General features: G+C 46.0%; 19 protein-coding genes. 13 read left to right on the top strand and 6 right to left on the bottom strand.

Features of this window, described 5'->3' with window-relative positions; translation table 11 throughout:
• Window position 1: 1 nt before the first annotated feature.
• Entirely contained in the window at window positions 2-187 is a 186-nt protein-coding gene (locus tag ABRS97_RS10135; protein ID WP_367813418.1) for a hypothetical protein, read from the top strand.
• A gap of 52 nt (window positions 188-239) precedes the next feature.
• A complete protein-coding gene (locus ABRS97_RS10130; RefSeq protein WP_367813641.1) occupies window positions 240-374 on the top strand; it encodes a type II toxin-antitoxin system RelE/ParE family toxin in 135 nt (44 codons plus the stop codon).
• Window positions 375-428: 54 nt separating this feature from the next.
• Here ABRS97_RS10130 and ABRS97_RS10125 read toward each other — a convergent pair whose 3' ends face one another.
• Window positions 429-1,481 carry a bifunctional transcriptional activator/DNA repair enzyme AdaA gene (locus tag ABRS97_RS10125; protein WP_367813416.1) on the bottom strand — a complete coding sequence of 351 codons (1,053 nt, stop codon included), beginning with the start codon at window positions 1,479-1,481 and terminating at the stop codon, window positions 429-431.
• A gap of 313 nt (window positions 1,482-1,794) precedes the next feature.
• Between ABRS97_RS10125 and ABRS97_RS10120 the strand changes: the two genes are divergently transcribed.
• The 7 genes from ABRS97_RS10120 (at window position 1,795) to ABRS97_RS10090 (ending at window position 6,947) form a co-directional block, all read left to right on the top strand.
• Window positions 1,795-2,127, top strand: a complete 333-nt coding sequence (locus ABRS97_RS10120; protein WP_367813414.1) for a hypothetical protein — start codon at window positions 1,795-1,797, stop codon at window positions 2,125-2,127.
• 614 nt (window positions 2,128-2,741) lie between these two features.
• Window positions 2,742-3,377 carry a stalk domain-containing protein gene (locus ABRS97_RS10115; RefSeq protein WP_367813412.1) on the top strand — a complete coding sequence of 212 codons (636 nt, stop codon included), beginning with the start codon at window positions 2,742-2,744 and terminating at the stop codon, window positions 3,375-3,377.
• Between the two features lie 128 nt (window positions 3,378-3,505).
• Complete coding sequence (locus tag ABRS97_RS10110) at window positions 3,506-3,847, top strand: zinc ribbon domain-containing protein YjdM (RefSeq protein ID WP_367813410.1); 342 nt, start codon at window positions 3,506-3,508, stop codon at window positions 3,845-3,847.
• Between the two features lie 27 nt (window positions 3,848-3,874).
• A complete protein-coding gene (locus ABRS97_RS10105; protein WP_367813409.1) occupies window positions 3,875-4,231 on the top strand; it encodes a nucleotide excision repair endonuclease in 357 nt (118 codons plus the stop codon).
• A gap of 206 nt (window positions 4,232-4,437) precedes the next feature.
• Window positions 4,438-4,887 (top strand): EVE domain-containing protein, encoded by a 450-nt coding sequence (locus ABRS97_RS10100; RefSeq protein ID WP_367813639.1) that lies wholly within the window; start codon window positions 4,438-4,440, stop codon window positions 4,885-4,887.
• 231 nt (window positions 4,888-5,118) lie between these two features.
• Window positions 5,119-6,090, top strand: coding sequence for an SDR family NAD(P)-dependent oxidoreductase (locus ABRS97_RS10095; RefSeq protein WP_367813408.1), 972 nt, complete (start codon window positions 5,119-5,121; stop codon window positions 6,088-6,090).
• 212 nt (window positions 6,091-6,302) lie between these two features.
• Complete coding sequence (locus ABRS97_RS10090) at window positions 6,303-6,947, top strand: peroxiredoxin family protein (protein ID WP_367813407.1); 645 nt, start codon at window positions 6,303-6,305, stop codon at window positions 6,945-6,947.
• Window positions 6,948-7,074: 127 nt separating this feature from the next.
• Here ABRS97_RS10090 and ABRS97_RS10085 read toward each other — a convergent pair whose 3' ends face one another.
• Window positions 7,075-7,404: a winged helix-turn-helix transcriptional regulator gene (locus tag ABRS97_RS10085; protein WP_367813405.1), complete on the bottom strand. Its 330-nt coding sequence runs from the start codon at window positions 7,402-7,404 to the stop codon at window positions 7,075-7,077.
• Window positions 7,405-7,544: 140 nt separating this feature from the next.
• Here ABRS97_RS10085 and ABRS97_RS10080 point away from each other — a divergent pair, with 140 nt between their 5' ends.
• On the top strand, window positions 7,545-8,720 hold the full coding sequence (locus ABRS97_RS10080; RefSeq protein ID WP_367813403.1) for an MFS transporter: 1,176 nt from the start codon (window positions 7,545-7,547) through the stop codon (window positions 8,718-8,720).
• 126 nt (window positions 8,721-8,846) lie between these two features.
• On the opposite strand, the gene ABRS97_RS10075 is transcribed toward ABRS97_RS10080, so the two are convergent.
• From ABRS97_RS10075 to ABRS97_RS10060, 4 genes are all read right to left on the bottom strand, one after another.
• A complete protein-coding gene (locus tag ABRS97_RS10075) occupies window positions 8,847-9,725 on the bottom strand; it encodes a haloalkane dehalogenase (RefSeq protein WP_367813401.1) in 879 nt (292 codons plus the stop codon).
• A gap of 110 nt (window positions 9,726-9,835) precedes the next feature.
• Window positions 9,836-10,297 carry a MarR family winged helix-turn-helix transcriptional regulator gene (locus tag ABRS97_RS10070; protein WP_367813399.1) on the bottom strand — a complete coding sequence of 154 codons (462 nt, stop codon included), beginning with the start codon at window positions 10,295-10,297 and terminating at the stop codon, window positions 9,836-9,838.
• 389 nt (window positions 10,298-10,686) lie between these two features.
• Window positions 10,687-11,529, bottom strand: a complete 843-nt coding sequence (locus ABRS97_RS10065) for an aldo/keto reductase (RefSeq protein WP_367813397.1) — start codon at window positions 11,527-11,529, stop codon at window positions 10,687-10,689.
• A 30-nt stretch (window positions 11,530-11,559) separates the two neighbouring features.
• Window positions 11,560-12,777 carry an MFS transporter gene (locus ABRS97_RS10060; RefSeq protein ID WP_367813396.1) on the bottom strand — a complete coding sequence of 406 codons (1,218 nt, stop codon included), beginning with the start codon at window positions 12,775-12,777 and terminating at the stop codon, window positions 11,560-11,562.
• Window positions 12,778-12,931: 154 nt separating this feature from the next.
• Here ABRS97_RS10060 and ABRS97_RS10055 point away from each other — a divergent pair, with 154 nt between their 5' ends.
• From ABRS97_RS10055 to ABRS97_RS10045, 3 genes are all read left to right on the top strand, one after another.
• A complete protein-coding gene (locus tag ABRS97_RS10055; RefSeq protein WP_367813395.1) occupies window positions 12,932-13,309 on the top strand; it encodes a winged helix-turn-helix transcriptional regulator in 378 nt (125 codons plus the stop codon).
• Between the two features lie 98 nt (window positions 13,310-13,407).
• Entirely contained in the window at window positions 13,408-13,776 is a 369-nt protein-coding gene (locus ABRS97_RS10050; RefSeq protein WP_367813394.1) for a DUF4180 domain-containing protein, read from the top strand.
• 67 nt (window positions 13,777-13,843) lie between these two features.
• Window positions 13,844-14,296, top strand: coding sequence for a GNAT family N-acetyltransferase (locus ABRS97_RS10045; RefSeq protein WP_367813637.1), 453 nt, complete (start codon window positions 13,844-13,846; stop codon window positions 14,294-14,296).
• Window positions 14,297-14,307: the final 11 nt, after the last annotated feature.

Below are 14,307 nucleotides of genomic sequence, written 5' to 3'. Positions count from 1 at the left end.
CATGAATAATAAAAAAGTAGATTTCTATATAGGTGTTGGTGAATTTATCTTTGCCTTTTTATTTATTGGATTGATCTTTTTGGATATTCACCCAGAGAATATTTGGACTTCGATATGCTTGGGGGTTTCTGCGGTTGCCTTTGTCTATAACGGTTCGACCAAATTAAAAAAGCAAAAGAGTAGATAGATAATGGAAGAATAGATGAAACGACTATGCGGTCGCGGAAGAATATACGCTTATACAGCGTGGCTACCGATTTATTGTCGTGAATCCGTATGTGGTCTTCTATCGTATCGTGGATGATATAGTTATCATCCACCGTATTTTGCACGGGCGTAGAGATTACCTTCGTGAATTGTTTGGCACGTTGTAATAAAACATTTTTTAACTGCAAAAATAGCCGCTCGAATTTTGAGTGGCTATTTAGTTAAACGGTCGAGCCTTGTTTTTCATGAGTTAATAACCAGTTTTTACGTGATAAGCCTCCGCCGTAGCCACCCAAATCGCCATTTGAGTTAATGACGCGGTGGCATGGAATCAGAATGGCAAGTTGATTGGCCCCGTTGGCTTGGGCCACAGCGCGAAAGGCGGTTGGTTTCCCGAGTGAATGGGCAATGTCGAGATACGAACGAGTTTCACCGGGCGGTATTTTCATTAATTGCTCCCATACACTTTTTTGAAAAGGTGATCCCAATAAAAAGACGGGGGTCTTGAATGTGGTCAGCGTCCCTTCAAAGTATTGGGTCAACTCCTTTTCAACCGACCGAATCGGTTCAGTAATTCCGGGGATAATCGCAGATCTCGTCCGCTGCCTAAGTAGTTCCACTTCGCGCTCAAGGCCTCGGCGATCAACAAATTCTAAAAGATGAAGTGCATGTTCATCCCCGATAGCAATCATGGGGCCAAGACGCGTGTCAATCCAAGATGCTCTCAGAATATTCCCGTCATCTAGTAATGTAGGCGCTGCTCCCATGATTCGTGAGAATGCATCTCTGAAACCACTGCTGGACTCATAGCCCGCCGATAACTGAGTATCAATGACTGTGTGGCCAGCCCTGATGTTCTTCAAGGCAAGTCCCATGCGGCGTGCACGTGCGTATTCAACAAATGTCATACCGAATCGCTTTTTGAATTGACGACGTGCTGTTGATTCATCAACGGATAGTTCTCTGAAATCTTGTTCTTTCCATCTTTTTTCAGGATTATTCTCAACAGCCTCAACAAGTACGCGAACTATGTCTGAAACGTGATTTGGATGTGATAACGGACGGCATCGCTGACATGGCCGATAAGAGGCCAGAAGAGCCTGCTGCGCGGTCTCGAAAAATTCGCAATTCTTAGACAGTGGCTTCCGTGCCGGGCAAGTCGGGCGGCAAAATACACCCGTTGTTTTGACACCTACATAAAAAACGCCTTCGTATTCCGTGTTTTTTTCTATTAATGCCCTGTAATATTCATCGTTGTATTCGTTCGATATCATCGGCACACCTCGTCCTAACCGTATATATACTATGTTCTTATTATATAACCGCTCTTCAATTAGCGTCGCCGAAATTCAGGCATCCATATTCATATAAGGAATATGATTCATAGGCCCCGCATACCACCACAACAAATAGATGACTTCGAATGGCTTTTTCGATCCACTAACGCCCCCATTACGCTAAAAACGGGACATTGTTAGCCGGTATAGCGTAGAAGGTGGGCTTGTCGCTGTCGGCAACTGCCAAGAAATGATAAAATAAGAATCAATACAGACTTACCTACTTAATTTAAAAGGAGATATGCCCAAAATGTCGCTAATGTCATCGTATAAATTGCCATGCGGGACTAAAAGAACCTATCCGGAAAAGCTTGATTATATGACACGTAAGGGTACCTTTATTCTGTTCCATGCCTCGTCTTCGAAGTACAAAGTTGCCTATATCGTTTCACCAAAAATAAAAGGCGTCGAAATTGTTGTCGAAGGATCGCCAGATGATGTTGCTAATCTGTATGAAGCAATTAATCTTGAAGAACATGAAATCAGGGACGTGAATGGCGTGTTTTTCTATAAACAAGCCGCAACCAAGGATGAGTTTGAGAAGGCTTTTGAGAAATTTATGAGTCCGCAAGATCAGAAATAAGTAGGTTAAAAAACCTCCTTCCGTGGAGGGTTTTTATTGGGTTATAGAGTTTATATGTTGTTTTAAGGGAACAAGCTTGGTTTGGAGAGATGGTACTGTAAGCGGTTCATCGAACCATGGGATTCTTTGAAAGACATATCATGAGCAGGCTAGCGGAACTACGGTGCGTTATGGCTAGTCATATAGGCTTGAATGGGCATTTCGCGGAACTGCAGTACGTTATGCAGAAGAAATTTGGGATTACACGCTAGCAATTACCTGTTTAACGCATCCTAGTTCCTCGTCATGGTAAAAAAACAGGAAATTTAAAGAAATAACGTACTGTAGTTCCGTCGTAACAGCTGGGCGATAACCGGTGATGGAAAAGAGAAGTGGAAGGCAGCACAAAGTAGAACAGAGGGGATGGGACTGGAGAAGCGTTAGCGCGGAACCCCAGTCTTAAGTCCACTCCCCATGCGCCAACATATGGTTTTATACCAAGGACGCCGCGAGGCGTTTTACTTTCCCCGACAGATGGTTTACCCATTCTACATGTCGAACTGGCAGGAAAATTCCAAATAATGTCGAATTATCTCCTGGAGCAACTAAATCCCAAATGAAGGAGATAGTTAAAATTGAATAAAACAGTACTCATCATCTGTATGTCTTTCATCCTGATATTTGGTATAGGAATCGGCGTATATGCATCGTCGGATATTCGACTTTTTGTTCATGGAAAGCAAGTTAACGCCGATATTCAGATTATCAATGGTTCGAGTTATGTGCCCTTACGCACGGTGTCGGAAGCGCTGGGAGCCGATGTGAAATGGGATGAAACCAACCGCACGATTAATATCAAATCAACGAAAACTTATCAAGTGGATAGCACTGTGTGGTCGGGGTCGTTGATGATGAAAATTTCCAATGTAACCTTGGATACAGCTTACCAGAACAGTAAGACTCCGAACCCTATACATGCCATCATCATGGATGTCAGTATCGAAAACACATCTTACTCGAAATTAAGCTGGTCCCCGACAAAGGGGAAAATACAATTGAACAAGAATGAAATCATTGAAATCAGCAATCCCATCTCATACTCGGATGACTTGGACGGTAAATATGCCAATCAGGATGTGAAAAAAGGGAAAATTGTAGTTAAAGTAGACTCTAACTTGGATGATATCAAGACCATTGATTTCATGATAGACGGATCTACGGATGGAGATACGTTTAACCGCGTTGAAGCACATCCTATTGTCATAAAATAAGATTAGCAGGAAAGCCCGCTAAGCCGTTTGTAAAGGCCGAAGCGGGCTTTTGTTTGTAGTGGAATCGTTGCTGAATATCCCCTATACTTGTAACGGGAACTTTATAAGAAATGGAGGGCACGATACCAATGTCGAATTTGCCAAATTGTCCAAAGTGCAACTCAGCCTATACGTACGAAGACGGCAGCCTTTATATGTGCCCAGAATGTGCTCATGAGTGGACGTTACAAGCAGAAACCGAACATCCTGAAGACACAAGGATTATCAAAGATGCGAATGGGAATATTTTAAAGGATGGCGATTCAGTAACAGTCATCAAAGACCTTAAGGTAAAAGGAAGTTCATTAGTCATAAAAATAGGGACGAAAGTAAAAAATATACGTTTGATTGACGGAGATCATGATATCGACTGTAAAATTGATAGTTTTGGAGCGATGAAGTTAAAATCCGAATTTGTTAAAAAGATCTGAAATTTTATGGGGGAGAAGTGAACGAAAATGATCAACATTACCATTCCAACACCAGATGTTTCTATTACCAAACAGGTTGCACCCGAGCTAAGTCATATTTACGGGTTTACGGATTTTCACCTGATTCCGAGAGATAAGGGTGGTATTTTTATGTTTTTCAACGAAAATGATGAATTATTGCTCGCTGGCAAAGCAAGGAAGCTAAGACCAAGGATTAAGAAACATTTTGAAGATACCGTATCCCCAATCAAAAATAATAGAGAAGAAGTAGTGAAAATTGATGTTTGCGTTGTTGAGGACCCCCTCGATAGAGAAATCTATGAGACGTATATAATTAATAAATTGCAGGCCAAATACAATATAGAGAAAGTGTTATTCAAATAGTTCAATCGTTGCTGCATTTGTCTCCAGTTCATAGTCTTGCCTATTGTTCCCCTTACCCGTACTGAATTTGGCAACAGCCGAAACTTCGTAACGACCGGGCTTTTTAAGCTTATATAATAACGCCACTGACAGACAGTTGTCAGTGGCGTTGTCGTATAGTGAGATTAGGTGATGAAGTTGTGGAAAATGGAGGCGAACATAATAATATGCTGTTGGAACCAATTAATGAACAAAGCCGCTACTGGGTTGGCGTCGTATCTGCTTCTCATGTTGAGCGGGGGGTGCAGGGCGGGTTTGCCCAGCTCTGTCACGGCAAGTCAGCGCCTTTGCGGCGCATGCATGCTGGCGACTGGCTGATTTACTATTCTCCGCGGAAAGAGATGGGGAAAGGAGAGGCGCTTCAGGCGTTCACGGCTATCGGGCAGGTCGTGAACGACACCGTTTATGAATATCAAATGTCGGAAACCTTTGTGCCATTTCGTCGAGACATCCGTTACAAGCCGTGTCGGGAAGTGAAGATAGCCAATCTGCTGGAACAGCTTAGTTTCACGCGTGGCAACCGGAATTGGGGATATACCTTCCGCTACGGGCATTTTGAGATCAACCGGGAAGATTTTTTGACGATTGCCGGCGCGATGCTAGGCGACCAGGGGTGACTTCACCTCTGGTAAGCTATACACATGGGAGTACCGCGGTTACGAAAAGATTTTATATTGAAAATAGTGGAAGGATGACATATACTCTATTCAATTAGTAATTGGTCAATCAATAATAAATCATGTGGTTATTGTGATGGAGATGCCGGATTTGATGGTGAAGAAGCAGTGATTTTTTTAAGCATTAGTAATTGGTTAATCAATAATAAAATATGAAAGAGGGTTATACGTATGAAAAAGGCAATTGTACTGGGAGCGACTGGCGGGGTAGGGAGTCCACTGACGGAGGAATTGGTTAAAAGAGGAGTGGAAACCGTAGCTTTCGGCCGATCGATGAGGAAGCTGGAGAGTCTGGCCGAGGAGCTCGGCACTCCTTCTAACCTTCGCCTTGTGACAGGCGATGCTTTTAATCCGGAGGATATCGCCAGGGCTGCCAGCGGGGCTGATGTAATTTTCCATAGTGCTAATATTCCTTATCATGAGATGGAGGCACGGCTCTTGCCGCTCGGAGAATCGGTGATGCAAGCCGCGAGCAGTCTGGGGGCAAAGGTAGTTATCGTGGATGGGATCTATCCCTATGGCAGAAGGACGACCATGGCGAAGGCCGCAGAGGACCACCCCAAGCGTCCCCATACTCGCAAGGGCAAAGTAAGGCTTGCCTATGAGGAGTTGCTGTTCGACCAGCGGTGGCATAAGGCGAAGCCGCTTATTGTAAGGCTGCCGGACTATTATGGACCTTCTGCGCAGGCATCCTATCTCTCCGTAACGATGGAAGCGATCGCGGCCGGCAAGCTGACGGCCTTCATTGGGAACATGAACATCCCGCGTGAATATGTGTATTTGCCCGATGCGGCGCGAATGATTGTAGAGATCGCCGGACGAGAAGACGCCTATCGGCAGAATTGGCACATTCCAGGTCCCGGCGTCCTATCTGGCCGCGAATTGGTAGACATCGCACAGCAGGCGAGCGGGCAACGCAAGGCAGTTATCCCTCTCGGCCGCAACGCCCTGAAACTTCTTGGACTGTTTAATCCCGTGATGAGAGAAGTTGTAGAAATGCTCTACCTCACCGAGGAACCTTTCTTACTGAGCGGTGACAAGTATGAACGATTGATCGGACCGATCTCTTGGACGCCGCACGAACATGCAATTGCAGAGACGATTCGTAATCTGATGGATCGCAATCGAGCGAGCGGCTCGTAACGGGACTTGGTCTAAATGATGGGGCTAGTCCGCCGCTCGAACAATATTCCAATTATTCAATATAACAAATTTACAATTGTACCCTTGCCATTTACTGGATGTATGCTACAATAAAAGAAACCGTTCGGTATCTTTTATTGTATGAAATAGGGAGAGGGCGGGATATTCGATACTTAAGCTCCATCATTTAATTCAAAAAGGAGAGTTGTACCATGTCGGTTAAAGAACAACTGGAACAAACAAAGGCGGGCTTTACTGCTAAGGTGCCCGTAGAGGCTCAGGTGGAGATTCTGCGTCATATTAAGGAGCAACAGCAATCCGGTATCGTTTTCGGTTTGAAAGAAGGGGACAAGGCGCCCAATTTTTCGTTATCCAATCAGGTCGGCGAGCAAGTAACCCTGTACGACGAGCTAGCCAAAAGCCCGGTTGTCCTGGCCTTCTACCGCGGCAGCTGGTGCCCGTTCTGCAATGTCCAGCTTCGGGCTTACCAGCAAGTGCTGTCGGAGATTCAGGAGCACGGCGGCCAACTGATTGCCGTCTCTCCGCAAACTCCCGATAGCTCGTTGTCCCAGCAGGAGAAAGAAAGCCTGACCTTCGAGGTGCTGAGCGATCCGAATGGACTTGTCGCCGACAGCTACAATATTTTGTTTGAATTGCCCGATTATCTTCAAAATACCTTCATAAATACGCTCAAACGGAATCTCGCTGAGTTCAATAAAAGCGATCGCTGGGTGCTGCCGGTTCCGGCGACGTACATTATCGATAAGGAAGGAATCGTCCGCCACGCCTACGTCAACCCGGACTTCATGGAACGGATGGAGCCTCAGGACATCATCGATCAATTGAAGAAACTCTGAGAGAAGTATAAAAAGAGATCCTCTCGGCCTCATTCATTATGAATAGTAGAAGATAAGCAAACGTCAAATAGCCCGCACCTTTAAAACAGGGTGCGGGCTATTTGACGTTGCTGGAATGCTATAGTTGTCAGCTCATGGTATTCCACTTGGCGGCCCACTTTTCCATTTCCTTCAGCGATGTCTGGAAATCCAGCCCCTTTTCTGTCAAGGCATATTCGACCGTCACCGGTACCGTAGGGAATACTTGACGCTGAACAATGCCGCTTTGCTCCAAATGCCGCAGAACATTCGTTAAAGACTGCGTTTTGACGATGGCCAGATCCCGATGGAGCTGGTTAAACCTTTTGGCTCCGCTGGACAGCTCAGAGATGACCAAGAACGACCATTTAGAGTCCAGAATTTGCAGCACTGAACAGATGGGAAGGGAATTATTCGCTTCATTTCGTACAGCGTCCATGCAGCTCACCTACTTACTTATAATTAGTTAGTCAAAATAATTGGATTATATCCAAATATTTTGCGTTCTTACAATGTTTCTGTAGCTAAATTATAATCCAATAAAGTGATCTTGCAAAGATAACGAAAGGGATGAATCGTATGAATCGACTGTCTATTTATGTTCTGGCGCTAGGGGTATTCCTCACAGCCACTTCCGAGCTAGTTGTCTCTGGTATTCTCAACATGATTGCCAAAGACTTAGCCATTTCCATTGCCTTAGCCGGGCAATTAGTTACCGTGTATTCTCTTGCTTTTGCCATCGGAACGCCCATCCTCGTCTCGCTGACTTCCCGTTTGAAACGAAGGAAGGTGCTGGTGGGTTCGTTGGTTGTTTTTATCCTTGGCTGCTTGCTCTCCTCTAGCAGCTCGGATATCACGGTGTTGATGATTTCCCGAGTTGTCCTGGGGGTAAGCGCAGGCGTGTATCTTGTCGTAGCATTCGGTGCGGTCTCCAAAATAGTGCCAGCCGAGAAACTCGGCAGTGCAATCGGGACGATTATTCTCGGATTTAGCAGTGCTATGATCCTAGGTGTTCCTATTGGGATAGCCATTACCAACTGGTTGAATTGGCAAGCCATTTTCTTGATTCTAGGCCTGCTTAGCCTGCTGGTTACATGCATCATATACCGTCTTCTTCCAGAGATCGAGGGGGGCGAACCGGTACCTTTTCGACAACAATTTAAAGTGTTGGGCAGTGTCGTCATTGTAAGTGGCTTGCTGCTCACCTTTTTCAGGGAATCGGGCAATTCCATCCTGTTTACGTATCTAACGACTTTCATTAAGGACATCCTTCATATGGAGGCATCAAATATTAGTATGATTATGCTTGTGTTAGGTATTTTTGGAACCATCGGCTCGCGATTGGGCGGTTACGGCGTCGATCGATGGGGAGCTTCCACTATCATTACGTATAGCATTATCGTTCATGTGGCAGTGCTAGCCCTGCTCCCCCTTTTTAAGGACTCAATAGGAATCGAGCTATTGTTGATTGCACTCATGGTGCTCGTTATGTTTGTGTCCGGTCCGGCCATCCAAACGTATTTTATTCAACAGGCACCTGGTTCATCCGAACTCGTTCTCAGTTTGAACACATCGATCGTTCATTTGGGATTGGCGGCAGGAGCCGGAGTGGGGGGAGTGATGGTCAGTGCTACTTCCACCGTGCTCTATAATCCATGGCTGGCAAGCTTGATTGTTGCCCTCGGGTTAGCGGCGGCCATTGTTAGTTTTTCGATGCGGAGAAAGCGTGTAGTTGAGCTTCAAAACCAGGGGTGAAGGCAGTTCAAAGCACGCCACAAGTCAGGGTCTCCCTTAATTTACGCAGAAACAGCAGCAACCTTGGAATTAAAGTCCAAGACTGCTGCTGTTTTTAATCAATTTTACAATTCGTTAAACGTAACGCTAATTCAAATTTCCCAGCCATACGGCAAGCGCTTCGCCAACTTCATCGGGTGCGTCTTCTTGGGGATAGTGGCGGCCTGGCACAGTAACTTCGGTCTGCGATGGCCATGTACGGCAGAAATCGATGTGGGATTGCGGCAGTAAGCCGGGGGCGCATTGAACGAATAGTTTGGGAACAGCGCTTTGCGCCAGCCATTCTCCATATTCAGTGACAATCTCTGGAACATCAGTCGAATCTTCAACGAAAGGAAGCTGTCGTACCCAGCTGAGCATTGGACGGCGGCTTTCGCCCGGCTCCAGGAACGGTCGACGGTACTGTGCCATCTCTTCATCCGTCAGCTTGCGCAATATGCCGACCGGCAGGTTGAACTCGATGAACGAATTTTGCTCTAGCACCATTTGCTCCCCTTCCGGCGTCCGGAGAGTTTGGAAGATTTTACGTCCATTCTCCGGCATTTCACTCCAACTGCGCGGCTTAATAATCGCTTCCATGTAAGCGATGCCTCTGACCGCGTCGGGATGGCGCTTACTCCAGTTGAAGCCCAGCGCTGATCCCCAGTCGTGCACCACGAAGGTCACACGATCGCTCACGCCAAGCTGATCGAGTAGCTCATCAAGATAGCGGCGGTGCTGGGCAAAGGTGTACGCGTGAGGCCCGCTATCCGGAAGCTTTGCGGAGTCCCCCATTCCAATGAGATCAGGCACAATGCAGCGGCCAAACTTCTGGGCATAAGGAATAATGTTGCGCCAGAGATAGGAGGATGTCGGATTGCCGTGTAGGAAGACGATCGGGTCGCCGCTTCCTTCCTCCACATATGCCATCTCTAATCCGAATACTTGAATTCGCTTTTTCTCATAGGGAAATGTCTCGTTAATCATTTTTCATCTCACCCTTCAATTTTATTTTCCGAACCGATGAGGAGGCTTTGTGACACCAGCCCAAGTTAACAGCTCATCCATCAAGTCTGATCCCCGCGTGCCAGCTCATCTTATGTCTCTTCCTGCTCGGTCAGATTACGAAGCACAATTTTCAGTAGGCTTATTAGCAACTCATACTCCTTATCGCTAATACCTTTCCTGGTTTTGTTCTTAACGCGTGCCAGCGCTTCTTGCACATTAGGTACTACCTCACGTCCCGAGTCCGTCAAATAAAGCAGATGATAGCGGTTGTCGTCGGGATCGGCTTCCCACCGTACGTAACCTTCTGCTTCCAGCTTGGTAATCGCTTTGGCGGTAGTCGTTTTGTCAATGAGCAGTTTCTCACTTAGCTCCTTCTGAGTGATTGGTTGCTGAACCGCTATCGCCATCAGGAAAATGTACTGTCCGCTTCCGATTCGATATGGCGCCAACTCAGCTGATATCAATATCTGCATGTGTCGGTAGATGGCTGAGATGTATGGACCGTGCGATTCTGCTGCGCCCTTGCCATTCTGTCTCCAATGCTCGCTCAAATTATCCCCCCTTTTTTTGAATAGGATGTTATTGCAACTAATTTCATGATACGCCATATAGGATGCTATTGCAACTATTTTTTTGGTATAATTTAACTATTGATCCTTAATTAATGTTTAGGAGTTTTAGTAACTATAAATCGGGGAGTCTCTTAAAGAGTTTGCGAAGGATTTAATGCCTGCTTTTAAAGTAGAACAAATCTTCTTGTATGAACCAAACATATCTCTTCAATATTAAGCTATTAATGATTAATCGATATGCAGGAAAAATATTCTTACCGGCAGTGCCGGTGCGGATCCTGGGCGCGCGTTGTGAGCCGCCGCATGGCGCCATGCGAAAAGCCGCCTCTTTCACTGTGGAAAGAGGCGGCGTCAATGTCGACGGCCAATTAGAAATCGAAGTTGTCGGGATCTGGGCCAACGCGATGATTCTGGTTCAAAGCGTCAATGCGAGCCATATTCTCGCTCGTTAGCTCAAAGTCGAATACGGACGCATTTTCGATAATGCGGTGTTCTTTCGTCGACTTAGGAATCGTTACAATGCCGTGCTGCAAGTCCCAACGCAGTATGATTTGGGCGACGGATTTGCCATGTTGATCTGCGATTTCTTGTAACACGGGATTATCCAGCAATTGCCCTTGCATGAGCGGTGACCATGCTTCCAGCTGAATATTTCGTTCCTTGCAGAATTGGCGCAGCTGTTGCTGGGCTAAATAAGGATGGAACTCCACTTGGTTCACCATCGGTTTGATCGTGGCTTCTGCCATCAAGTCTTCGAGGTGATGCGTTTGGAAATTGCTCACGCCAATCGCCTTTACCCGGCCTTCGGCATATAAAGTCTCCAGTGCTCTCCATGCCTCTTTATATTTACCCTTTACAGGCCAATGTATGAGATACAAATCAAGATAATCCAAACCGAGCTTACTGAGACTCAATTCATAGGCTGCCAGTGTGGATTCGTACCCTAGGTCTGCGTTCCAGACCTTTGAAGTGACGAAGAGCTTTTCTCTAGAGATTCCCGTTTCGAGAATGGCTTCTCGAATCCCTTGTCCAACCCCCGTTTCATTGCCGTATATGGCGGCTGTATCGATGCTGCGATACCCATGCCGTATGGCTGATTGTACAGCTTGGACCAGCTCCGCGCCTTCTTCTACTTTAAATACGCCGAGCCCGAACCAGGGCATAGGAACACCGTTGGTTAATGTTGTAGTCGCTTGTAAGTTGTTTATCATAATAGAAGCCTCCTGAGATATTAGAATGAGTTATGCGGATACGATACGGCTATGACTTTGAGCGCTTGTCTGATCTTGCTTCTCCAGGGCGCGCATCCATCTGGTTAAGACGACGGCTCCCAGTACCATTAAGGAACCAATCCATGGCGTATGGATTAGGCCTATTGTGTTCGTAATCAGACCGCCTAAGTAGGCCCCAATTGCAATGCCCGCGTTAAACGCGGCAATATTGAAGGCAGAAGCAACATCCACCGCCTTGGGTGTGTAGCGTTCAGCCAAAATAACGACATACACTTGAAGTCCCGGCACATTCATAAAGGCTAACAATCCCATAAAAAGGATCGTAATTAAGCCAGCAATTTTAAACGGAGCCGTGAACGTCAACAGAAGTAGGACAATGGCTTGTATAGCAAACATATAGAACAATGCAACAATAGGCTTACGATTGGCAAGTTTCCCACCGATACTATTACCGATGGCAATGGTAATGCCGTATACAAGAAGAATGGCGACGATCGTTTTCTCGTCAAATCCGGTTATGCTGTGGAGCAACGGGGATAAATAAGTAAAGACGACAAACGTTCCCCCGTAGCCTAAGGCTGTGATGGCGAAGGCAAGCAGCAATCGTCCATTGGTGATCACTTTAAGTTGCTCGCGAATCGGCGTGGAGGTTCCTTGGCGCAAACTCGAAGGGACCAGAATCAGATTAGCGATGAAAGCCACGATGCCGATGATCACAATCGCGATAAAGGCCGTTCGCCAACCCATTTGTTGGCCAATCCAGGTACCTAAGGGCACGCCAGTAACCGTCGCTACGGTAAGGCCGGAGAACATCATCGCAATGGCGCTGGCCCTGCGGTTGTCAGGCACGAGATCGGCGGCAATGGTTGAGCCGATGGACATAAAGATACCATGTGCGAACGCAGAGATGACGCGGGCTGCCAGAAGAACAGCAATGCCATCTGCCGCGGCAGCAAGGCTGTTGCCTGCGATAAAGACAAGCATAATCACCAGCAGCAATGTTTTACGCGATACTTTAGCGGTCAAGGAAGTCAGAATCGGCGCTCCCACCGTTACGCCTAGTGCATATAAAGAAACGGTTAATCCCGCAGTAGTCAAAGATATTTGTAAGTCTTCAGCAATGAGAGGCAGAAGCCCCACGCTGATGAACTCTGTTGTTCCAATGGCAAAGGCGCTTATCGCTAAGGCAAGCAGCGCCAGGGTGCTTCGCTTTCTATCGAGAGACATTTGTATTCACTCCTAGTTGGTATTCACCGGCCGGTAGATGTTATTATGAGTGAATCGAATGAAAATGGATAGTACGTACTTTCAAGTGTGGTAGGTACTGAAAAGTACTATAGGAACAAAAAAGTACCTGTAAGATGATTAGGAGGAAACAGGCGTGAGCCAGAAAAAATATAACATTTCGGTGGAAGCAACATTAGAAGTCATCGGCGGGAAATGGAAATGCGTCATCCTCTGCCATTTGACGCATGGCAAGAAGAGAACTAGCGATTTGAAGCGAGTGATGCCCGGCATCACGCAAAAGATGTTAACGCAGCAGTTGAGAGAATTAGAGAAGGACGGGATTGTGAACCGAACGATTTACAATCAAATCCCCCCGAAGGTGGAATATGAATTGAGTGAATACGGGGCGAGTTTGGAGTCGATTTTGAATGCGTTATGTACGTGGGGTGAAAACCATATTATTAAAGAATATGGGGATAAATTTGCGGTATTGGAAGATAGTTATTTAAATCATACTCGAGCGGAATCATAGGCGGTTAGCGCGGGATTGATTGACCATCTGAACCAAGCCCATATATAATGTGGTTAAATATTCCAAAGTTGGATTGGGTAGTGAAAGGTGGAGCCTTGATGGAAATACGCATTGACCAAGAGGGAAGTTCGAAGGTAGCCCTGATAGATAGCTCAGAAGTGCTCATTAGTGACGTTCAAGAGGCGCTGGATTTGATGAGTTCAGTTAGGTATAACGAACAATGCGACAAAGTTATTATTCATAAAGCAAATATTACGGAAGCTTTCTTCGATTTAAGCACCAGACTTGCCGGTGAGATTTTGCAAAAATATACGAATTACCAATTGAAAATTGCCATTGTTGGCGATTTTGATGTGTATGCAAGCAAGAGTCTTAAGGATTTTATCTATGAGTGCAACAAGGGGAAGCAAGTATTTTTCTTGAAAGATGAGCAGGCTGCGCTGCAGGCGCTTCACGCTGTCATTTGAATGGGATAAAATTTTGAGGCATCCGAATACTAGGTGTTCATGAAAGACGAGTGTGAGCAAGATGGAAATTGTAGTCAGAGGCTTAAGACCTGAGGAACCGGTGCCGTTAGATTTATTGCTGCTAGCTGACCCCTCGGAAATCATTGTGAGGGAATACTTGAGCCGGGGTGAATGTTACATCGCGGAGCGAAACAGCGTAATCATAGGGGTGTACGTTCTTTTGCCAACCAGACCTGGAACGATAGAACTTGTTAATATAGCTGTAAGTGACGAAGAGCAAGGTAGGGGCATTGGTAAACTGCTAGTCAATCATGCTATATGCATGGCTCGCCAACATGGCTACCTAACCATTGAGGTGGGTACGGGCAATTCAAGCATAGACCAACTAGCACTTTATCAAAAATGCGGCTTTCGGATGGACTGGATTGACAGAGATTTTTTTATTAAGCATTATGCCGAACCCATTGTTGAACAGGGCATTCCATGCACAGATATGGTTCGATTATCACAAACGTTGTAGCTATGAAAAAT

The organism is Paenibacillus tabacirhizosphaerae (assembly GCF_040812395.1).
Taxonomy (GTDB): Bacteria; Bacillota; Bacilli; order Paenibacillales; family NBRC-103111; genus Paenibacillus_E.
Note: the sequence above shows the minus strand (reverse complement) of the source record. Positions and strands in the feature narration are given on the sequence as shown.